Here is a 21977-nt window from a genome sequence, read left to right on the forward strand (position 1 = left end):
AAGCCTGCCCGAACTGAGCTCGGCGCTATCTGACCTCGAACTCGCCCACCAGCACTGTTTCGGCACGATCCTTCAACCGCATCGTCACCCTCTGGTCCTTCTGCTTCGGCGTGCCCCAATGGGTGGTCAGGCGCAGCATCAGGGTCGTGGCACCGGTCACCAGCTGCTGGCGACTGCCGAAATAATTGGCCTCCACCTTGTACCTGCCCGGCTTGGCATCACGCAGTGAGAACTGCTCGGGTCCATAGCCTCCGGTGAAGTCCTGTGACATCTGTCCTCCCTGGTAGGTCAGACGATTGCCGTAGTACGCGCGCTCGCCGTTCGGGTCGGTCACCCACAGGTCCATGTCGCTGTTGTCCGCATCCCACGACAGCACTACCCGCAGGTCCAGCGGCATCGGCTGCAGCAGGCGCGGGTCGATGGCCGAGGTATCAAGCCCTGGCGTGCTGCGTGCAACCAGTTGGGTCAGCTCGTCCAGCGCGATCAGTGCAATGCCGTTGAACCGGCTGTCCCAGGGCCGCGTCACCACCTGGTACAGCGGCGCCAGCGCCTGCTGTGGCCGGCCCGCCGCCGCCAGGGCCAGGCCGAGATCACGGAAGCTCTGCGGCTCCTCCTCGCCCATCGCCAACACCTGCTCGAACACCGGCACCGCCAGCATCGGTTCGTCGGCCTGCATCAGGCGGTAGCCGAGCACGCGCAGCAGATGGCGGTTGTCCAGGTCCATCTCGGCCAGGTTGGACAGCACGCGCAGGGCCAGATCCCGCTGCCCCTGCTCCAGCAACAGATCGGCCACGTCGAGAAAGAACGCACTGCTGTCGGCATGCGCGGCGCGCTCGGCCAGGTAGCGGTCGTACAGCTGCGAGGACGGCCCCTGGCGCAGGCGCCGGGCAATGGCCGAATCTGGCTGCCATGCGGCCAGTTGGATGCCGAGCGCACCGCTGTTCGCTGCGGCCTCTGGCGCGGCGGCAGCGCCGCTCCCCGTGCTCGCATCGCGTGCGGCTTCCTGTGCAGGTGCCGAGCGACGGGCGCGTGCACGCGACACCTGGACGTCGCGTTCCGCGGCCGCAAGCATCGGTGCGGGCGCGGGAGGTGCGGCCGCCAGCATCGCTACCGGCGCAGCGGCCGAAGCAGAGACGGCAACCCTGTCCAACGCCTTTCCCTGCAACTGCGGCGGCGTGTCTTTCGGCCAGCTGCGGCGCCACCACTCCCGGCGCTCCTGCCACTGTGCGGCGATGTCGTCCAGGCGACGGCGCTCGGCGGCGCTGCGGTCAGCGACCACGCGTGCAAAGCGGGCGTCGTACTCGGTCCGCAGCGCGCCGGCAGGCCGGATCGCGTAGCGCAGGTAATCGTCCAGCGTCTCCAGCACGATCAACGAGGTATCCGGACCGACCAGGCCGAACTGCTGCGACAGGCGCTGCATCGCCTCACGGTTGCCGCGACGGTCGGCGGCCAGCTGCTGCAGGCGCGCCTGCGCCCACAGGCCGGCCAGCAGTTCTCCATTGCCGCTCGTCTGTGTCGCGGGCAGCGCCAGCCATTGGCCGCCGACGCGGACCCGCATCGGCACGCCGTCCGCCGCCAGCCGCGAGTGCAGCCACAGCCAGCCCTGGGCTTCACTGCGACGATCGATCACCACGTCCTGTACACCGCGGCCGGCATCGACCTGCACGTCCAGCGGCGAAGACAGCAGTTCGCGTGCAGCGGCATCGACATCCGTCCCCAGGGCGATGAAGCGACCGCCATGTGATTCGCTCCAACCGCGCAGCCGAACGACATCGGTATGTGCGCCCGCACTGCTGACCGCGAACAGGCGCTGGTCGGCGGCGAGCGTCGGCAACACCTGCGGGCCGTAGGTCAACAGACCGTCGCTGACCAGCAGGTATTCCTTCACGGCTGCCTGCGGCTGCCACTGCGCCAGCGCGCTGGCGCCATCCGGGCGGACGGCCTGCAACGCCTGCCGCAATGCCGACCAGTCACCGCCGCGGATACGGAAGCGACGCACCGGCTCGGCCCGGTCACGCAGGACCGTCAACGCGACCGTGCCGTTTCCCAGCACAGCAAAGTAACGGTCCAGCAGTGCAAACTCCCGCGAACGGTCACGCCGGCCTGATGAGCCGGAGCCATCCCACAGCAGGCCGATATCGGTCGGCAGCGTACGCGGCGCGTTATCGACCGGCACCGGCAGCTGTGCCAGCAGATAGTGACCGTCCTGCCACGGTGCGACCTGTACCCGTGCCTGACGTGATGCCGGGAGCGTCCACTGCAGCTGCGCCGGCAACAGGGCGCCTCGGCCCTGCCAATGCAGTTGCCCCTCAGTGAAGCGGAACGGCCCTGCGCCCGTGGTCGCCGCATCCGGCGCCTGCAGCGTCAGCTCGACCGAGGCCGCGCTGGCGGCGAACTGCAACGGCAAGGTCCATTGCCAGCCGTGGGCGGCAAACGCCAGCGGTTCGCGCAGCACCAGCTGCACACGGCGGCTGCCGCCGGCGGGCAACGGGTAGACACGCAGGCGGAACTGATTGCCGGCGGTCTGCTCCAGCAGGCCCGGATCGACGCCGCGACGCGCGATGTCCTCGAACACCTGACGCCCCCGGTCCTTCGGCACGGGCACCGCCTCGCGCAACTGGCCATCGATATCCAGGGCGAAGCCGGTGATCTGCTGGCTATCAGCCAGCGGGAACTGCAGCTCGCCCTCCATGACCCGGCGGTTGGGGTTATGGAACTCCAACGTGACGCGGGTCTGGGCGATACCCGCCTGGACCTCCCCTTCGATCGAGGCCCGACTCAGCACGATGGGCTGCTCGGCGCCCGCGACCTGCAGCAACGGGACCGCACGAACCGGGCGGACGGCCGGACGGCCGTGGGTCTGGGCGGCCGTGGTGAAGGCACAGAGCAGCAGCGCCAGCAGGCACAGCACACGACGAAGGACGGGCGACATGGTACGTCTCCAGAGCGAGGACGAACTGTTCAACGCATGGCAGGCCGGATCGGGGTTGATCGGGTGATCGTCCGCGATGGCTCTGGAAGATATTGCTGCCGGACGCCACCCAGTGGTCGTCCGGATTCTGCTGCCCGAATGTCGCCTTACAGGACCGACATCTCAAACAAGGCCATCCTGGATCTGTTCCAGAACAATTGACCACCGTGACCCTCCCGTCAGTGCAGCGGCATCAAGCCTCCTCCACTCCGACACCAGCGTCCTGATCGCCCTACTGCGATCGAATCGCGGCTTTGCAGAGCGCTTGGAAATCTCACCCCGCTCGAATGCCTCCAGCCGGGCCTGCATCTCCGCCTGGGAGTAGACCATCGGACCGGAATCATCCGCCTTTGCCCGGGCCTGGAATGCCTCATACGCTTCGAGAAACCCAAGGAAGCTCGACAGGCGTCCATTCACGATCTGACGTACGCCATCGCCCACGGCAAGTACCTCGCCACTCGCCGACAGGCACAGCAGCAGATCCTCGCCCCATGGCTCTCGCGCGATAGCCAGAAGTCCGGTGCCATCGATCTCGACCAGGTGGGGCACTTCGAACTGAACAACAGGTACATCGCCCGCCAGCCGTGAAGGAAGTCCCAGCCGAAGCATCAGCTCACTCGTCGACGGTTCCAGTCCGAAATCCCGAAGGACCTGGGCACTCACCTCCAACGAACCCGAGGCATAAACGCGGGAGAATGCAGTTTCAGTCACGCATGAACCTCATGCAGTTTCAGCGGGCACGGCACCGCACATGCAATGTGGCTAGGTCGTCGCCCCGATGGTGCGCTTCTGAAGCGATTCGATCTTTGCCTGTATTTTCTTAAGACCCACCTTTCCGCAACCCACGAGCGTCAACTCACGAAGCGCGGAAAGATCATTGATGACCTCGATGTTGGCAATCTTCTTGCAGTACTGGATATCCAGTTTCCTGAGCTGCTCGAGCCCCACCAGTGCACGGATGTCTGTCAGCGAACTCAGATTCTTCAGCCATACCGACGTCAACGCGGCAAGTGTCTCGATGCCATCGAGGCTTTTCAGCTTCGTGCCACCCAACAGTCCCAGGCGTTCGAGGCCACCAGCCGATGCAGACAGGATGTTGAAGATCTCACCATCCACGGGGACATTCAGAATGTTCAGTTCTTCCAGAGGCAGGGCCAGGGCCTGCCTGAGATTCTTCAATGACCTGTCTGGATAGAGCGAAAGTACTTTCAACGCGGGGAAGCTTGATGTGTCGAAGCGCACCGGCACGTCGACATACAGCGTCCTCAGATTGGGTAGCACAACGCCCGGCCAGGCCAACGTCCCCGTGCCAAGATGGATGCTCAATGCCCCGATGCTCTCAGGCAGAAGCCCCTCCTCGAGTCCATCCATGATCGACGGTGCGATCGATCCCGGCCCGATGCTGAGCGTCTTGAGACCCCGCATTTCCCTGAGGATCTCCGGAAGCGCTTCGAGCTTGTCGTCGGGAGGTGACCAGAGGTGAACCTGCTCGATCCGGGCGAGCCTCTCAGTGTTGAAAGGGGCGTTGAAGAACACCAGCTCAGCACCCGGAGTCGGGAATGCTGCTTCGTGTCTGCCATGCATCAGAACAACTTTCTGCACGCGCTTTCCGATCTGGCCGATGCCCACGTGCTGCAGCCGCGTCTGCGCGCCAGCGGATGCTGCCGGTGCGCACCCGGCAACTAGCGCCCAAAGAATAGTTCGTCGTACTGGCCATTCATCGCCGCAGTGAGAAATTCGTCGAATGTCTCGGCAAGCCTAGTAACACTTTCAAACTCGGGCTCAACGCCGTGCACAACCGCCCCAGAGCTCCGGCCCAGCCCAACGAATTGATAGTCTCCGTCGACCGCCATAAAAATCGGCAAATACTCTGCCCAGAACTTTCGAACATCCTCGCCATCAGCATCCGTCATTGCAGCGTCAATGCTCATCTTCTCAAACTCATCCCAGGAGAACGCGCCATCCGAGACACCCGCAAACTCCTCGATTGAGACGAACCACCGTGACTCATCCTTGTTCGAGAGCGATGTGAAATTCGAAAGAAACTCCAAGTAAAAGGCCGGAACATCTGCATTTATCGAATCATCGATAACAGGTGGCGATCCATCACCACCATCCCTACCAACCAAAATCCAGCCCTTTCCCACAAGAAAATCCAGGAAATTCGAATACAGAATATTCATATCAGCTCCTACACTGCGCCTTTATCACATTTATTATTCTTCTCTGCAATCCAGTTGCAGCACTATGATTCGGATTCTTAATCTTTCTCGTTTCATTCGTAATCGTTAGTACCTGCCCCTCTGGCCCACCCAGCGCCAAGCCGTGAGGATGATGGCCACCGGATTCTCCAGGTTTAGCGCGAATAACGTCCACTTCCGATTTCGGCCGATAGAACACGGGCGTACTATCCGGGTCGATGCCCTGCCACTCAGGCGCGCTCTTGAATTTATCCCTAGCCTCCTGCAATAGATCTGGGTAATCCTTCAACCACTCAGCAAGTGTTTTTGTTACATAGAGCCCCAGCGCATCAAACCAGCGAAACGGATTCCTTGCATATCCATATATGTTTACTCCACCAGCAATAGAAATTGGATCCTCTGAAACATACGAACCCGCGTGCGGATCGTAATAGCGATATCTATTGTAGTGGAGGCCGGTTTCAAGGTCCGCGTACTGCCCTTGGAATCTGATGAAGTTGTGAACCCCGTCATCGAAGCGTTCCTCATGCAACTTGCCCCAACCATCATACGAGCCTGACCAGCCGCACCTCCCGTCGCGACAAAGCAGCCGGATGGGCCGTCCATTAGGATCAACTTGATAGACCCATACCTCCTTGCCCGGTTGGTTTTCCTTGACCTTGGCACCTGAAGATCCCAGCTCGCCCACTAGGCTTGAAACGGGATCGGCAAATGCCGCTTCACTGTGAAGCGGCTCGGGTGGCTTTTCACCGCGCTCGACCACCTCGGCGGCAATGATTAACCCACTTGAGCCCAATGATGCTCCACCGCCCAACAAACCGATACCGCGTTTACTGGCCCCAACTGTGGAACTCACTGGTATTGAAGCACGATTACGATGTAGCAGAGCATCTGCGCCGCTCGCTGCGGGAGTTGGAGCACTGCTAGTTGCGCTTACGCCCCTGCTGGAGCGCTCTACAACCAACGCCAACGGCACAAACGTACCCGGGTAGTACACATACTCCCGCACCCGCTCATGCAGCCTCTCCAGCTGCCGCTGCCGACGCCGTACCTCGACCAGGCTGCCCACATTCCCCACCCACACCGGCGCCGCCTCTTCGGCGTCATTGGCCTGCTGCACTTCGCCCAGCAACGCATCACCATCCCAGAAGAACCACGTCGTCTGCGTCGGGTTGCGCTTGAACACCCGCCGCCCCAGCGGGTCATAGCCGTAGTACGTTGACTGCCCGTTGCGGCGGCTCTCCGCCAACCGATGGTTGGCATCCCAGATCAGCGTCAGGTCATCCGGCGCATCCCCTTGCGGTGCGCCCTTGCGCACCAGATCACCCGCCCGGTCAAACACGTAGTGCACGCCCTGATAGGTGCCTTCGCGCGTCCAGGTGGTCAGGTCGTCGTCGTCGCCGCCTACCACCTTGCGCGCCTGCACCTGCTTCACTTCGGTGCGCAGCCGGTCGCCGGCCGGATCGTTGAAGTAGCGCTCGACCCTTCCCTTCGGGTCGATATGCTGCAGCAGGCGCCCGATCGCGTCGTAGCGGTACTCATCAACGCCCTGTGCGCTGTCGCTACGTTTGGTCAGGTTGCCACTGCGGTCGTAGTCGTAACGCGTCTCGAACAACGGGGCGGCATCTTTCAACACCGACTGTGAGGTCAGCAGGTTGCGGCTGTCGTAGGTGAACTCGCGTTGCAATTGCGGGCTCAGCTGCTCGCGCGTGGTGCGGCCCAGCGCGTCGCGCTCCATCGAGATCGGCGGCTCGTCATTGATGGCCACCGATACGGTCTGGTCGCGCAAGTCGTAGCCGAACGCTAACCGATTGCCGGCAGCGGTCTCGCGCAGTACGCGGTTGCCTACTTCATCATAGGCATAGCCGACGCGGAACCCGTCCTGCAGTTCCTCCAGCAATTGCCCCAGCGGGTCATACCGGCGCTTCACTGTACGCACCGGATTGCGCAGCTCGACAATCTGGCCCTGCACGTCGTAGACAAAGTGTTCCTGTACCTGCTGTCCAGGATGGCGTACATCCGGCAGCGTCTTGCGGGTGATGCGCCCGAGCTTGTCGGTGGTGAAGGCGATGCGCTGGCCCAGCGGATCCACGGTGGCGGTCAGTCGTCCGGCCGCGTCATAGGTATAGCGCCGCGACTGCCCCCAGTAGTCCACTTCCTCGACGATGCGGCCCAGCGCGTCGCGCACCAGCTGATAGGTTTCGCCGCGCTGGTTGATGACCGCGATGAGCTGCTCTTCGGTGTCGTAGCGGTACTCCACGCTGTGCCCATCGGCCTGCAGGCGCTTGCTGATCTGTCCGATGCCCACGTACTGCAGCCGCGTCTGCGCGCCCGCTTCGTCGGTATAGCGCAGCAGCTGATCTTCGGCATCATACTCGCAACGCACACCGTTGCCGTCGGGGCCAGCGGTGGCCAGTAGGCGTCCCTTGGCGTCGTACTCGTAGCGGCTGACCTGCCCCAGCGGGTCGACCTGGCGCAGCAGGTTGCCGAGTGGATCATGCTCAAACCGGCTCTGATGGCCCAGCGCATCGATAACCGCGGCCACCAGTCCATGACGGTCATAGCGCAGTTGCGTGACCGCGTGCCGTGCGTTGGTCTGCGCCTGCAACTGGCCCTGTGCGTCGTAGTCGAAGCGGGTGGTTGCACCCAATGGATCGGTCTGGCTGACCAGCAGGCCCTGGCCATTGTAGGCCTGCTGCCAGTCGACACCATCCGGCGTACGCAACGACACCATGTGGTCGTCCAGGTCGTACTCCATCTGGATCGACGTGCCATCGGCGCGGGTCAGGCAGACCAGGTTGCCATGCGCATCATAGGCAAACGCCGTTCGCAGTCCTTCCGGATCGGTCACCGCCACGGTCCGCCCGAAATCGTCGTACTCGAACAGCGTCACGCCATCGAGCGGATCGATCTCGCACAGTGGCAGCTGGTTCTCGTCGAACTTGACCACGCTCAGGTGACCCAGCGAGTCGGTCACCCGGGTCTCGCGCAGCAGCGCGTCGTACTCGAAGTGATAATCGTAGAGACCACCATCGCCCCACGAATGCACCACCCTGCCCTGCGCATCGAACGCATAGTGGAACGACAGGCCCACGCGGTCGGTATGCCGCACCATGCGGTGACGTTCATAGGCAAACGTGCGTGGCGCCCCCAGTGCGTCGACTGCCGCCAGCAGGTCACCTTCGGCACTGTACCGGTAGCTCACCAGCGGATGGGCCAGGCCGGTGGCGGGGTCGTGCAGGGCCATGCGCTCAATGTGGCCGTGGCGCGCCTCCACTTCGATGAAGCGGCCCTGCAGGTCACCGATACCGCTCTCGACGATGCGCACCAGATGGCCGTCGCGACGCTCGAAGCGCCAGTGGTTGCCATGCGCATCCTCGATGCGCTCGATCGGCCAGGACTGCGGGCCCGGCAACGCGCTGACACCTGCAGGCAGCTCGCCACCGAACACGTACTGCAGGCCGTTCTTGAAGCGCACCCGCCACTGCCCGCGCCGCCTCAGCAGGCGCGCGCCATCGACGAAATCGAGAATCGCCCCAGCCTCTCCCTCAGCGGGCGGCAGCTCGGGGAAGAACGCGACCTGGTCGGGGCCGGACAGCCAGACGCTGCCATCGGCCAGCAGCTCCAGGCGGATGTCTGCCGGCGTCTGCCAGCCCGCGCCGCACAGACCCGGCGCGTCCGCGTGGCGCGAGCCGTAGCTGCGTTGCCAGGTGAGCGGCAAGCGGCCCGGTACATCGAAATCCTGGTGGTTGACCACCACGCTGCCATCACGGATGTCCACCGGCTCGGCGCGAAGCACCTTGCACTTCAGGAAACCCGAGGGCAGGTTTCCCCACTTGCCACGCCGCCAATTGGCAAAGGCATCCATCTTCTTGCGGAAGAACGCACTCTTGCGCAGCTTGCCCAGTCCGGCGAAGGCGGCGCGGAACGCGAGCGCGGTCCATGACACCGTCGGCGGTCCTCCCACCTTGACGCTGGTGGGAATGGCCACGTTCAGGCCGGTCGGCAGTGACATCGCCCGAAGTGGCTTCTTCGGCTTCTTCACCCGGAACGGGTTGATCATGCCGGCCAGATTGCAGTCCAGCACCGGCATCGCCAGCCGCGAGAACGGCTCGCCATCGGCCGACACGGTACGACTGCCCATGAAGATCTCTTCGCCGTCGAACTGAGGGCCCATCGGTGCCGCCAACGGCGGCCCCCACACACCGAGCGGGATGTGGATATCCAGGCCGCCGGTACCGGCGGTGCCGCGATGCACGCCGTTGACCTTGATGGTCGAACCGATGAACGGGATGTAGTCGAACGGATCGAGCACCAGGCCGATGTGCGGCGTCGGCAGCGGGCACGGCGGCACCGCATACATGTGGATGTCGATACCCAACTGCGGATCGAAATGCTTGGCGGCGATGCTCACGGCAACACTCCCTGTTGCTTTACAAGGCGCGGAACAACGCGCGCAGGAACGCCTTTACTTCGTCACGGTACTCGGCGCTGATCCAGGTCACGACGATGATGCCAAGCACGATGGCCACCAGCATCACCACGGTCTTGTTCGACTTCATGCAACAGCCACTCCTGTAACGGCGGGCCCTGCAGGCGCCGCCACGGGCGGCTGCAGCAGGCCACTGGGATCGGGCAGCGGCTGCATCGCCGGGGGCTCGCTCCACACCGGAATCTCGTGGTCGAGCGGGTGTTCGATCGCCGGCAGGCCGTTCCAGCCCGGGTCGAGGAAATCACGGCCGACGGCCACGATCTTGCGGAAGAATTCGTCACCGCCCTGGATCAGCCGCTCGCGTTCCTGCTGCGCACGATGAAAACCGCGCTCCAGCGCGGCATCGAGCTCGGCGTCGATGGCATCCAGCGCCGGACGCGGAGGACGCGGGCCGAGTGCGCGCCCCTGCGCGTCCGCCTTCTCCAGCAGGCCGGTGCTGGCCTGCAGGTAGTCAGTGGCGACCTGCTGCAGTTGCTGGCAGCGTCGTGCGTCCTGAAGCTGCAGCAGATCCCACAATGCCTGCGGCAGCGTCGTCGCCTTGCGATCGGCCGGCGACAGCGGCTTGGCGATGCGGATCGCCTCCAGCAGCTGCGTGCGCGCAGCCTCTCGCTGGCCCGCCTGCACATGACACCAGCCCGCCATGCGCTGGCCCTCCAGTGCGAACATGGGGTGCGGAATGCTGGCTGCGGACGCGGATGCCTGCAGGTAGGTGTGTGCCGCACGCTCGGGTTGCTTGGCCGCCAACCAGCAGCCCGCTTCACCGAACCAGCTCTGCATCACCAGTTCCGGCGCGGCAGGATTGCCGCCGGCACGTGCACCTTCGGCGGCGCTGCGTGCCTGCCGGTAGCTGTTGATCGCCTGGCTGTGATCGCCATGTTTCAGCCAGGCACCAGCCACCATCATCTGCACCACCGACTGCTGGTCCTGCCAGCCATGCCGCTGCGCCAGGCCCTGCGCGCGTCCGGCGCGGGCCACCACCTGCGACGGACTGCCTCGCTCCAGCAGCAGCATCAGGTCCGCCAGCAGCTGCCGGTACAGCACTTCCGGACCGCGACCACCGGATTGCGCGGCGGTATCCCGGGCAATCGCAAACATGTCGACCGGTGCGGTGACCACCCGTGCGGTCCTGGCATGACGCTCCAGCAGCGGCTGCCAGCGCGGGTCCTCTTCGGTATCCACCAGCACCAGTCGCAGGCGCTCTCCCGGCGCAGCGGCCAGCGCCGCATCCAGCCAGCGCTCGAAGCCTTCACCGGGCACGCAACGCTCCGGTTCCAGCACGGCAGCCAGCAGGCGCAGATGCTCGCCGTGATGGTCGATGAAACTCTCCAGCACATCGACCACACCCTGCGCGCTGTCCGGATGCGCCTCGCTCGGGCCACGCCAGCCCAATGGCACCTGCTGCGCGCGCAGATCGTCCTGGCTGGCCAGATAACGGTCGAGCAGATCCTGCTTGACCTGCCGGCTGTAACGGAAGCCCAGCTCATAGGCGGTATCGATGCGCAGGAAGCAGTCCGGCGTATCACGCCCTGCGTCGTTGCGCTGCATCTCGAAGAACGCGGCCAGCAGGCGGCTGGCGGCAGCCGGCAGACGCCATACCAACAGGCGCCTGCTGCTGTCGGCGCTGGCCTCCAGCCAGGCATCGCGCAATGCGTTCAGGCCGCGCAGCATGGGGGTGTCCTGCATGGTGTATCTCCCGTGCTGTTCAGCAGTTGAGCTTGATCTCGCTGCCGTTGACTGACACACCGCCTGCGTCGATGACCACTTCCGAGCCACCGGCGGTGATCTTGATGGCGCTGTCGGTGATCTCGATGACCGAGCCACCCACCTTGGTGGACAGCTTGACCGCCGACTCCAGGCTCATCGCGCCATCCGAGCCCTGGCTGTGCGTACCGGTCACGTCCTGGCTGAAATTGCCGGTGACGTCGATCACCCGCTCGCCGACATTGCTGTCGTCGACCTTGCCCTGCACGCTGCGCTTGTCATGACCGGTAATGGTCACCTCCCGCGCGGCATTCAGCGTCTCCGTCACCAGTCCGCCAACCGTGCGACTGGAGGTCGAGGTGACGGTCTCGGTCCACGTGCCGGTGCGCTGGCTGGTGAAGTTGCCGGTCAGGGTGGTCTTGAAGTCGCCGGTGATGGTTTCGGTATAGCCGGCCGCAGAGATCGTCTTGGTTTCCCCTGCTTCGTACTTCTCGGTCACCGCGCCGGTCACATTGGTGGTGCGGGTGCCGGTAACGCCGAGCGTGTCGGTGCCGGTGACCGTGATGCCACGGTTGCCGCCGACGCTGATGTCCTGGTTGGCGCCGACGTCCATTCGATGGTTGACCGACACCGATGTGGACTTGTTGTTCTTGACGCTGGCGTTCTGGTCGTTGAGCACGGTGGTGACCATGTCACGCTGCGCCCGCATGTTCAGCAGCTCGCCACCGGCGCCATCATGCATGGTGATCTCATTCCAGCCCGCGCCCTTGACCGTCTTCGACTTGAGGCCGCTCACCTCCATGCCGAACGGCGGCATGTTGTCCTCGTTGTAGACACGACCGGTGATGATGGGGCGGTCCGGGTCGCCATCGAGGAAATCGACGATCACCTCCTGGCCCACGCGCGGCGGCGACACGCCACCCATGTCGGCGCCTGCCCACGGACTCGCACTGCGGATCCAGCACGAGGCATTCTCGCGGCGATCGAGCTGGCGGTCCCAATGGAACTGCACTTTCACCCGGCCATAGCGGTCGGCATGCAGTTCCTCCCCCGGCGGACCGACCACGGTGGCGGTCTGCGGTCCCGGCATGCGCGGCCACGGCGTCCGCCGCAGCGGCCTGTAGGGGATACGACGGCGCAGCACCTCGGCCTGCACTTCAACACTCGGGGCTTCAGCGCTGCCGAAATCGGCAGCGAAATTGTTGTGGCCTTCCCGCTGCACACTCACCACGAAGAAGCTGCGGTCGGTATCGTCACGTCCGATGAAATCCGGGTGCCGCTCCAGTTCGAAGCAGGCGCCGGCATCGAGTTCACCGGCATTGCCCGCGCACTCGAACAGCTTGGTCGGCCACGCCACTTCCTCGTTGCGCACCGCCGCCAGCGCCTGGCCAATGCGGCTGTTGGTGAAACGCGCCGCACCGTCGTAGCGGTACTGCTCGAGCGGCGGCAGCAGGCCCAGCGGCACCTGATTGCCCTGGTTGCCATCCAGCGTCTGGCCCGGCTGCTTGAAGTCGAAACTGCGCAGGGTCTGCACGCTGGGCCCGACGCGTCGGCGTGCACCCCAGCGGTGCAGACCGGTGCTGGCCAACGTGCCCTGGTCGGACACGAACGCGATGGGCTGCGGTTCGCCGTGCGCGGTGCTCAGCGTTGAATCGTCGCTGATCACCATCGTATGGCCCTCTTCGTCATGGACGAAGCTGTAGTACAGGCCGGCATCTTCCAGCAGGCGACTGACGAAGGCGAAATCGGACTCGTTGTACTGCACGCAGTACGGCAGCGGCGGCAGCTTGCCGGCATTGAGGTCGTAGCGGAACTTCGCCAGCTGTGCGTAGCCCTGGAACACCTCCTCGATGATCTGCAGCACGTTGCGGTCCTGGAAGATCCGGCAGTTGCAGGTGTAATCGAGGAAGGCGAACCAGGGCGCGAGCTCGGCCCGGTAGGCACTGAACTGGGCCTGTTGGCCGGTACTGGCGAACTCGCGAACGTAGCCGTGCACGCTGCGGTTGCCGAATTCATCGCCCAGCTGCAGGCGCAGCGGCTGCCCGACCAGCTGTTTCAGCTCCAGCCGCGGCTGGACCGACAGCAGTTCGATACGGTAGGCGAACGGGCTGGACACCGCCTCGCTGCCCTCGAAACGCTTGACCAGGAAAGTGTCCGGATCCAGTGCGGTTTCGACGCGGATCAGGCGTCGGTCCTGGTGCAGGCGCTGCAGTGCGGCGCCGGGAAGCAGTGATTCGGCGTACATCGGGCGTTCCGTCGTCCCATGTTGGTCGTGGCCCGACTTTGCCACCGGCAGGTGACATGCGCCAGCTTTTTGACGCTTTTGCCTCTGGATAAAGAGATGAATTCATTAAGGAAATTCAAGGAACTGCGAATTTCCTCACATTTCCTTCCCCGCGACCCCGTCGCCAACGCTGGCCCCGGCGGGAGTGCGCGAACGCTGCCTCACGCCGGCAGGCAATGCTCGACAATCAGCTGGATGGCGCTACCACCGCGATAGTCGTCGCAGGCCAGCCGGTAGGCCAGGTGCACATGGCGGCTCGGCGCATTGCCATGCCAGCCGCCAAAATGGATCGCGTTGATCGTGCCGGGTACGCCCGGCAGCCGCAGTTCCAGCTTGAGGTGCCGCTCCTTCAGCACGCGCCAGTTGGCCACTTCGAAATGGCCATCGAACAGCGGCTCCGGGAAGCCTTGGCCCCAAGGACCGGCCAGGCGCAGCGCATCGGCATGGCGATGGTCGAGCTCGTCCGCCGCCAGTTCACCGTCGCTGAGCACCTGCTGTTGAAGTGCCGCTGGGTCGAGCATCTCCAGCACGACGGCAACGAAGGCCGCCTTGAAGGCGTCGACATGATCGAGCCGCAGGCTGAGGCCGGCCGCCATGGCGTGACCGCCGAAGCGTTCGATCAGGCCGGGATGCCGTGAATCGACCAATGCCAGCGCGTCACGGATATGTAGGCCCGGAATCGAACGCGCGGAGCCACGCAGGGTGTCGGCACCGGGCTCGGCCGGCGCGAAGGCGATCACCGGCCGGTGCAGGCGATCCTTCATCTTCGAGGCCACCAGACCGACCACGCCCGGATGCCACTCGGCATCGAACAGGCAGGCCGCCACCGGCCGCTGCCCGGCCATGTCCAGCACAACTCGGGTCAGCGCCTGCTCGGCATCGTCGGTCATCGACTGCTGCACGGCGCGGCGTTCCGCATTGATCTGCTCCAGCGTCTGCGCGATCTCCCGCGCCTGCCGCGGGTCCTCGGTCAGCAGCAGCGCGATGCCCAGCGCCATGTCTTCCAGCCGACCGGCGGCATTCAGGCGTGGGCCCAGGGCGAAGCCGATGTCGGTCGCGGTCAGCCGCGCCGCGTCGCGCCCACTGGCTTCGATCAGCGCCTTCAGGCCGACACAGCCCTGCCCCGAACGCAATCTGCGCAGGCCCGCACTGACCAGTGCGCGGTTGTTCGGATCCAGCGCCACCAGGTCGGCCACGGTGCCGACCGCCACCAGGTCCAGCAGCGTGGTCAGGTCCGGGCCCTTGCCATCGGCGAACACGCCGGCCTCGCGCATCCGCCGGCGCAGCGCCATCAGCACGTAGAAGATCACGCCGACACCGGCCAGCGACTTGCTGGGAAATGCGTCGCCATCCAGGTTCGGATCGACGATCACGTCGGCCGCAGGCAGCTGCGGGCCCGGCAGATGATGGTCGGTGACCAGCACCTGCCAGCCACGCGCCTTGGCGGCCGCGACGCCGGCATGGCATGCAATGCCATGGTCGACGGTGACCAGCAGGTCCGGCTTCAGCGCGGCCAGTTCCTCCACCAGCGAGGGCGACAGTCCATAGCCGTGCACCATCCGGTTGGGCACCGCGTGGAAGACATGCTGTGCGCCGAGCATGCGCAGGCCGCGCACGCCGACCGCACAGGCGGTAGCGCCATCACAGTCGAAATCGCCGACCACCAGGATGCGCTTGTCATTGGCGATGGCCTCGACCAGCAGGTCGACCGCAGCGTCGATGCCGGTCAGCAGTTCGGGGGCATGCAGATTGCCCAGCTTCGGCAGCGCCAGTTCCGGCGTCCCCGCGCCACGGCTGGCATAGAGACGTGCAAGCAGTGGCAGCGTTCCCTCCGGCCATGCAGCCGGCGTCGCTGCCTCACGGCGTCGGATTGTCGGCGTATCGGAAGACGGCAGCGCTGGATCGGCGGCAAGGGACATCGGCATCGCCGGTTACGAAAGACAGAGGGATGATACCGCGCGTGGGAGAGGCTGGCGGGATTGCGCCCGGCACCTGCGGTAGTGCCGGCCGCTGGCGGCAACCCCGGCAAACATCGGGGTCAGAGCCGTTCTCCGATGGAAAACGGATCCGACCCCCGCTCGACCGAGTCCCCGGTCAGTCGTGCAGCTGGCGCGGCTTCTTCCAGAACTGCCAGCGCTGTCCGCGATCCAGCTGGAACTGCAGGCCGTCCTCGAAATCGAGCACCAGCCGCTGCAGTTCGCCACGCTTCAACGCGGCCAGCAGCGGGCGGATCGCCTCGTTGCCCAACTGCTGCAGCGAACGCAGCTGGCGCAGGTCAACCAGCGCATCGACAGCCTGCTCACCATCCACCGCCACGCCAGCGGCCTGCGCCAGGCTCTGCAGCAGCGCATCGCGGCTGCGCACCTGCGCATGCACCGTGCTGACCGACACCGGCATCACGCCACCGCCCCAGAACCACAGCGAATTGATCGGCTGCTGGCCCTGCGCGGCACGCTGCTGGTTCCAGGAGTGGTTGTGCAGCAGCACCTGCGCCTCGGTCATCAGCGCCCGCCAGCGGCGGCCGCCCTCGCCTTCCGGCAGGTGCGAGAACAGGTCATCGCCGAGCACCTCGTCGGGACCGTCGAACGCCGGCAGTGCGGTATCGATCGGCAGCCGCAGATACCAGCGCGACGGATCAGGCGCGTCGAGCACGAAGCCGGCCTCGGCGAACAACGGCTGCAGCACCGGCAGCAGGGCGAGGCTGTCTGCCAGGGTTGGTCGCAGGGTTTCGCCGTAGGCCATCATCCGCGCGCCATGCATGTCCGGCACCATGCAGGCCGGATCGGCGCGCAGCCAGCTGGCACCGGCCGCATCGCCCACGTCACGCTGGCGGGTCAGCGCGGCCACCGGCCAGTGCGGCGCGGCGACCGTGAAATGGCGCATCAGCTGCGCCCGTTCACCCGGCTCGACCTGCACCGTAGTGGCACGGCCGAGCGCACGTGCCACATCGTCCGGCAGCGCAGCCGCGGCAAAGCGGCTGCGTGCGGGCAACAGCAGGGTCGCCGTCGCCACGTGCTCAGTCCACGTAGCTGACGCTGACGATCTCGTACTCGCGCTGCCCAGCCGGGGCGTCGATCACGATCGAATCGCCTTCCAGCTTGCCGATCATCGCGCGCGCCACCGGCGAGGAAATCGCGATCAACCCCAGCTTGATATCCGCTTCGAGGTCACCCACGATCTGGTACTTCTTCTCTTCGTCGGTTTCCACGTCGGCCAGGGTCACGCTGGCGCCGAACACCACCTTGGAGCCGGCATTGAGCTTGCTCACGTCGATGATCTCGGCGTGCGACAGCTCGCCTTCCAGCTGCTTGATGCGGCCTTCGATGAAGCCCTGTTCCTCGCGCGCGGCGTGGTACTCGGCATTCTCCTTCAGGTCGCCATGCTCACGCGCTTCGGCGATCGCGGCGATCACCTTCGGCCGCTTGACCGACTTCAGGTGATCCAGTTCGTCGCGCAGCTTCTGCGCGCCCTTCATCGTGATGGGGGCTCTCATGCATTCAACTCCTTGTGCAGCTCCTGCAGCGACCAGACGGGGCCGGTGCCGCGGAATTCCAGTGAATCCACCAGCGCCTTGGCGCCGGCAATGGTGGTCGAGTAGGTGACGCGGTGCTGCAGCGCCTCGCGACGGATCGAGAACGAGTCGTTGATCGCCGAGCGACCTTCGGTCGTGTTGACGATGTAGACGATCTCGCCGTTCTTGATCGAATCGACGATGTGCGGACGGCCCTCGACCACCTTGTTGATGATCTCGCACTGCATGCCATGCTGCTGCAGCCAGGCAGCGGTGCCACGGGTGGCCACCAGGCTGTAGCCGCGCGCCAGCAGCGCCCTGGCGACCGGCAGCACGCGCTTCTTGTCCGGGTCGCGCACCGACACGAAGGCCTTGCCGATCGGCGGGGCCTTGATGCCGCCGGCTTCCTGCGCGCGTGCGAAGGCGGCGTTGAAGCTGCGGCCGACGCCCATCACCTCGCCGGTGGAGCGCATTTCCGGCCCGAGGATCGGATCGACGCCCTGGAACTTGGCGAACGGGAAGATCGCTTCCTTCACCGAGTAGTAGTCCGGCACGATCTCTTCAGTCGCACCCTGCTCGGCCAGGGTCTTGCCGGCCATGCAGCGTGCGGCGATCTTGGCCAGCGGCATGCCGGTGGCCTTGGACACGAACGGCACCGTGCGCGAGGCACGCGGGTTCACTTCAAGCAGGTAGACGGTGTCGTCGCCCTCGTCGCTGGTCTGGATCGCGAACTGGGTGTTCATCAGGCCGACCACGTTCAGCGCCTTGGCCAGCTCCACCACCTGGCGACGCAGCTCGGCCTGGGTCTCGGCCGACAGCGAGTACGGCGGCAGCGAGCACGAGGAATCGCCCGAGTGCACGCCGGCTTCTTCGATGTGCTCCATCACGCCACCGATCAGCACGTTGCCATCCTTGTCGGCGATGATGTCGACATCGCACTCGACAGCGTTGTCGAGGAAGCGGTCCAGCAGCACCGGCGAATCGTTGGACACCTTCACCGCATCACGCACGTAGCGGGCCAGATCGGCTTCGCCGTACACGATCTCCATCGCACGGCCACCGAGCACGTAGCTCGGACGCACCACCAGCGGGTAGCCGATCTCGCGGGCCAGCAGCAGGGCTTCCTGGTCGTTGCGGGCGATGCGGTTCGGCGGCTGCTTCAGGCCGAGCTTGTCCACCAGCTGCTGGAAACGCTCGCGGTCTTCGGCCAGGTCGATGGAGTCCGGGCTGGTACCGATCACCGGCACGCCATTGGCTTCCAGCGCGCGCGCCAGCTTCAGCGGCGTCTGCCCGCCGTACTGCACGATCACGCCCTTCGGCTGTTCCAGCTCGACGATCTCCAGCACGTCTTCCAGCGTCAGCGGCTCGAAGTACAGGCGGTCGGAGGTGTCGTAGTCGGTCGACACGGTTTCCGGGTTGCAGTTGACCATGATGGTTTCATAACCATCCTCGCGCAGCGCCAGCGCCGCATGCACGCAGCAGTAGTCGAACTCGATGCCCTGGCCGATGCGGTTCGGACCGCCGCCCAGGATCATGATCTTGTCGCGGTTGCTCGGCGCGGCCTCGCACTCGTCCTCGTAGGTCGAATACAGGTAGGCGGTGCCGGTGGCGAACTCGGCAGCACAGGAGTCCACGCGCTTGTAGACCGGGCGCACCTTGTGGGCACGACGCAGTGCGCGGATGGCCGCTTCGTTGGTGCCGGTCAGCTGGGCCAGGCGGGCGTCGGAGAAACCGGCACGCTTGAGCCTGCGCAGACGCGCAGCGTCGAGCGCGTCGATGCCGTCGGCAGCGACTTCACCTTCGGCAGCGATGATTTCCTCGATCTGGTCCAGGAACCAGTGGTCGATGAACGACAGCGCATGGATCTCTTCCACGCTCATGCCGGCGCGGAACGCGTCGGCCACGTAGAACAGGCGCTCCGGACCCGGTGCCTTCAGCTCGCGGCGCAGGGTCTGCAGGTCTTCCTCGTTGGCCAGGTCCAGGCCGGTCGGGTCGAAGCCGACCTTGCCGGTTTCCAGGCCACGCAGCGCCTTCTGTACCGATTCCTGGAAGGTGCGGCCCATCGCCATGACTTCGCCCACCGACTTCATCTGGGTGGTCAGGCGCGCATCGGCGGCCGGGAACTTCTCGAAGGCGAAACGCGGAATCTTGGTGACCACGTAGTCGATGGACGGCTCGAACGACGCCGGGGTCAGGCCACCGGTGATCTCGTTCTTCAGTTCGTCCAGGGTGTAGCCCACGGCCAGCTTGGCGGCCACCTTCGCGATCGGGAAGCCGGTGGCCTTGGAGGCCAGCGCCGAGGAGCGCGACACGCGCGGATTCATCTCGATGACGACCACGCGGCCGGTCTTCGGGTTGATGCCGAACTGCACGTTGGAGCCGCCGGTATCGACGCCGATCTTGCGCAGCACGGCGATGGAGGCATCGCGCAGGCGCTGGTATTCCTTGTCGGTCAGGGTCTGCGCCGGGGCCACGGTGATCGAGTCGCCGGTGTGCACGCCCATCGGATCGAGATTCTCGATCGAGCACACGATGATGCAGTTGTCGGCGGTGTCACGCACCACCTCCATCTCGAATTCCTTCCAGCCCAGCACCGACTCTTCCACCAGCACTTCGGTGGTCGGCGACAGTTCCAGGCCGCGGCTGACGATTTCCACCAGCTCTTCGCGGTTGTAGGCGATACCACCGCCACTGCCGCCCAGGGTGAAGCTCGGACGGATGATGGTCGGGTAGCCGACGCGGGTCTGGATCTCCAGCGCTTCGTCCAGCGTGTGGGCGACGGCGGCGGTCGGGCACTCCAGGCCGATCTCGCCCATCGCCACGCGGAACAGCTCGCGGTCTTCGGCCATGCGGATCGCTTCGCGCTTGGCACCGATCAGCTCGACGTTGTACTTCTCCAGCACGCCGTTGTCGGCCAGGTCCAGCGCGCAGTTCAGCGCGGTCTGTCCCCCCATGGTCGGCAGCAGCGCGTCGGGCTTCTCCTTGGCGATGATCTTCTCGACCGTCTGCCAGTTGATCGGCTCGATGTAGACGGCGTCGGCCATCTCCGGGTCGGTCATGATCGTGGCCGGGTTGCTGTTGACCAGCACCACGCGGTAACCCTCGTCGCGCAGGGCCTTGCAGGCCTGGGCGCCGGAGTAGTCGAACTCGCAGGCCTGGCCGATGACGATCGGGCCGGCACCGATGATGAGGATGGTCTTTAGGTCAGTGCGCTTGGGCATTTTCTTCTCTAAGTCAGTACAGCGTGACAAGGGGGAGTGATCGCACGCTGTCGATCAGGAATCTCGATCCGCAGCGCCGCGCCGGGAGGCAGCAGCAATGCGGGGGCTTACGGTCCATCGCGGTGCCACCGGTCGCCGGTGGCCTGCGGATCACGCCTTGGCCTGTTCCATCAGGGTCACGAAACGGTCGAACAGCGGACCGACGTCGTGCGGGCCCGGCGACGCTTCCGGATGGCCCTGGAAGGAGAACGCCGGCACATCGGTGCGTGCGATGCCCTGGTTGGTGCCATCGAACAGCGACCGGTGGGTCACGCGCAACGTCGCCGGCAGGGTGGCTTCATCGACCGCGAAACCATGGTTCTGCGAGGTGATCATCACCCGGCCACTGTCCAGGTCCTGCACCGGATGGTTCGCACCATGGTGGCCATGGCCCATCTTGACGGTCTGCGCGCCCGAGGCCAGGCCCAGCAGCTGGTGGCCCAGGCAGATGCCGAAGGTCGGAATCTTCACGTCGATGAAGGTCTTGATCGCGGCGATCGCGTAATCGCACGGCTCCGGGTCACCCGGGCCATTGGACAGGAAGACACCGTCGGGCTTCAGCGCCAGCACTTCAGCCGCCGGGGTCTGCGCCGGCACCACGGTCACTTCGCAGCCGCGTTCGGCCAGCATGCGCAGGATGTTGGTCTTCACGCCGAAATCGTAGGCCACGACCTTGAAGCGGGCCGGCACGCTGACGAAGGCGTTGGCATCCAGGTCCAGCTGGCCCTCGGTCCAGACATAGGTCTTCTCGGTAGTGACGACCTTGGCCAGATCCATGCCCTTCAGGCCCGGGAACTTGCGGGCGGCTTCCAGCGCCTTCTCAACATCGATGTCACCTGCCATCAGCGCACCGTTCTGGGCGCCGTTCTCGCGCAGGATGCGGGTGAGCTTGCGGGTATCGATGCCAGCGATGGCCACCACGCCACGCTGGATCAGCCAGTCCTGCAGCGACACCTGGCTGCGCCAGTTGCTGGGGCGGCGCGGCACATCGCGCACGATCAGTCCGGCCGACCACACCTTGGAGGCTTCGTCGTCCTGGTCGGTCATGCCGGTGTTGCCAATATGCGGATAGGTCAGCGTGACCATCTGCCGGGCGTAGGACGGATCGGTCAGCACTTCCTGGTAACCGGTCATGGCGGTGTTGAACACCACTTCACCGACGGACAGGCCGGGCGCGCCTACGGATTCGCCCTCGAATACGGTGCCGTCTTCGAGGACGAGGATTGCGGCTTGGGTCACGGAAATCTCACTTTGGCTACCGAGGGGGTGCCGAAGTCACGCCTGTGCTTCACGGAAATCCGGTTGCAAAAAAGCGCGGACGTACGGTTCAGGACCGGTCCGGCTTTGGTGATTCGGCGAGTGCGAATTGTAGCGCTGCCGGAGCGCTCGCGCCAGCGGTTGAATCGTTTCATGAACAGGCGACTGCGTATTCATTTCAATACGCCCGCGTGTGCAAAGCGCGATGGCCGGGGTCGGATCCCTTTTCATGTGGGAAAAGGGCTCTGACCCCAATCGCGGCGAGGGGTCAGATCCCTTTCCGTGGGAAAGGGATCCGAC

The 21977-nt window shown here is 65.1% G+C and carries 13 protein-coding genes; all 13 read right to left on the reverse strand.

The window, feature by feature from the left end; all coding sequences use genetic code 11:
- Nucleotides 1-25: 25 nt before the first annotated feature.
- The 13 genes from AC06FB_RS13415 to carA all read right to left on the reverse strand — a co-directional run bounded on the left by AC06FB_RS13415 (nucleotide 26) and on the right by carA (nucleotide 21659).
- Nucleotides 26-2932, reverse strand: coding sequence for a VIT domain-containing protein (locus tag AC06FB_RS13415; protein ID WP_478053773.1), 2907 nt, complete (start codon nucleotides 2930-2932; stop codon nucleotides 26-28).
- Between the two features lie 162 nt (nucleotides 2933-3094).
- Nucleotides 3095-3682 carry an SUKH-4 family immunity protein gene (locus AC06FB_RS13420; RefSeq protein WP_197571300.1) on the reverse strand — a complete coding sequence of 196 codons (588 nt, stop codon included), beginning with the start codon at nucleotides 3680-3682 and terminating at the stop codon, nucleotides 3095-3097.
- A gap of 51 nt (nucleotides 3683-3733) precedes the next feature.
- Entirely contained in the window at nucleotides 3734-4600 is an 867-nt protein-coding gene (locus AC06FB_RS13425) for a hypothetical protein (RefSeq protein ID WP_197571299.1), read from the reverse strand.
- A gap of 53 nt (nucleotides 4601-4653) precedes the next feature.
- A complete protein-coding gene (locus tag AC06FB_RS13430) occupies nucleotides 4654-5154 on the reverse strand; it encodes an SMI1/KNR4 family protein (protein WP_053519334.1) in 501 nt (166 codons plus the stop codon).
- 1 nt (nucleotide 5155) lies between these two features.
- The gene (locus tag AC06FB_RS13435; protein WP_262218549.1) at nucleotides 5156-9586 is read right to left on the reverse strand and encodes an RHS repeat-associated core domain-containing protein; all 4431 of its coding nucleotides are present in this window, start codon (nucleotides 9584-9586) and stop codon (nucleotides 5156-5158) included.
- Between the two features lie 19 nt (nucleotides 9587-9605).
- On the reverse strand, nucleotides 9606-9734 hold the full coding sequence (locus AC06FB_RS13440; RefSeq protein ID WP_006441023.1) for a hypothetical protein: 129 nt from the start codon (nucleotides 9732-9734) through the stop codon (nucleotides 9606-9608).
- Nucleotides 9731-11347, reverse strand: a complete 1617-nt coding sequence (locus AC06FB_RS13445) for a hypothetical protein (protein WP_262218548.1) — start codon at nucleotides 11345-11347, stop codon at nucleotides 9731-9733. The genes AC06FB_RS13440 and AC06FB_RS13445 overlap by 4 nt, the downstream gene beginning before the upstream one ends.
- A 19-nt stretch (nucleotides 11348-11366) precedes the next feature.
- Nucleotides 11367-13610, reverse strand: a complete 2244-nt coding sequence (locus AC06FB_RS13450; protein ID WP_065175609.1) for a type VI secretion system Vgr family protein — start codon at nucleotides 13608-13610, stop codon at nucleotides 11367-11369.
- 200 nt (nucleotides 13611-13810) lie between these two features.
- The gene (gene recJ, locus AC06FB_RS13455; RefSeq protein ID WP_164152632.1) at nucleotides 13811-15568 is read right to left on the reverse strand and encodes a single-stranded-DNA-specific exonuclease RecJ; all 1758 of its coding nucleotides are present in this window, start codon (nucleotides 15566-15568) and stop codon (nucleotides 13811-13813) included.
- Nucleotides 15569-15743: 175 nt separating this feature from the next.
- A complete protein-coding gene (locus AC06FB_RS13460; RefSeq protein ID WP_180876017.1) occupies nucleotides 15744-16661 on the reverse strand; it encodes a phosphoglycerate mutase in 918 nt (305 codons plus the stop codon).
- A gap of 4 nt (nucleotides 16662-16665) precedes the next feature.
- Nucleotides 16666-17130, reverse strand: a complete 465-nt coding sequence (gene greA / locus AC06FB_RS13465; RefSeq protein ID WP_026347191.1) for a transcription elongation factor GreA — start codon at nucleotides 17128-17130, stop codon at nucleotides 16666-16668.
- Between the two features lie 8 nt (nucleotides 17131-17138).
- The gene (carB, locus tag AC06FB_RS13470; RefSeq protein WP_197571294.1) at nucleotides 17139-20381 is read right to left on the reverse strand and encodes a carbamoyl-phosphate synthase large subunit; all 3243 of its coding nucleotides are present in this window, start codon (nucleotides 20379-20381) and stop codon (nucleotides 17139-17141) included.
- A 150-nt stretch (nucleotides 20382-20531) separates the two neighbouring features.
- Nucleotides 20532-21659, reverse strand: coding sequence for a glutamine-hydrolyzing carbamoyl-phosphate synthase small subunit (gene carA, locus AC06FB_RS13475; protein WP_053519346.1), 1128 nt, complete (start codon nucleotides 21657-21659; stop codon nucleotides 20532-20534).
- Nucleotides 21660-21977 lie beyond the last annotated feature (318 nt).

It is taken from the genome of Stenotrophomonas sp. Steno-C15, assembly GCF_056393265.1.

Coding starts and splice junctions, on each gene's coding strand:
- recJ (WP_164152632.1), bottom strand. CDS start 15,568: ATGTCCCTTGCCGCCGATCCAGCGCTGCCGTCTTCCGATACGCCGACA.
- AC06FB_RS13450 (WP_065175609.1), bottom strand. CDS start 13,610: ATGTACGCCGAATCACTGCTTCCCGGCGCCGCACTGCAGCGCCTGCAC.
- AC06FB_RS13415 (WP_478053773.1), bottom strand. CDS start 2,932: ATGTCGCCCGTCCTTCGTCGTGTGCTGTGCCTGCTGGCGCTGCTGCTC.
- AC06FB_RS13430 (WP_053519334.1), bottom strand. CDS start 5,154: ATGAATATTCTGTATTCGAATTTCCTGGATTTTCTTGTGGGAAAGGGC.
- AC06FB_RS13440 (WP_006441023.1), bottom strand. CDS start 9,734: ATGAAGTCGAACAAGACCGTGGTGATGCTGGTGGCCATCGTGCTTGGC.
- carB (WP_197571294.1), bottom strand. CDS start 20,381: ATGCCCAAGCGCACTGACCTAAAGACCATCCTCATCATCGGTGCCGGC.
- AC06FB_RS13445 (WP_262218548.1), bottom strand. CDS start 11,347: ATGCAGGACACCCCCATGCTGCGCGGCCTGAACGCATTGCGCGATGCC.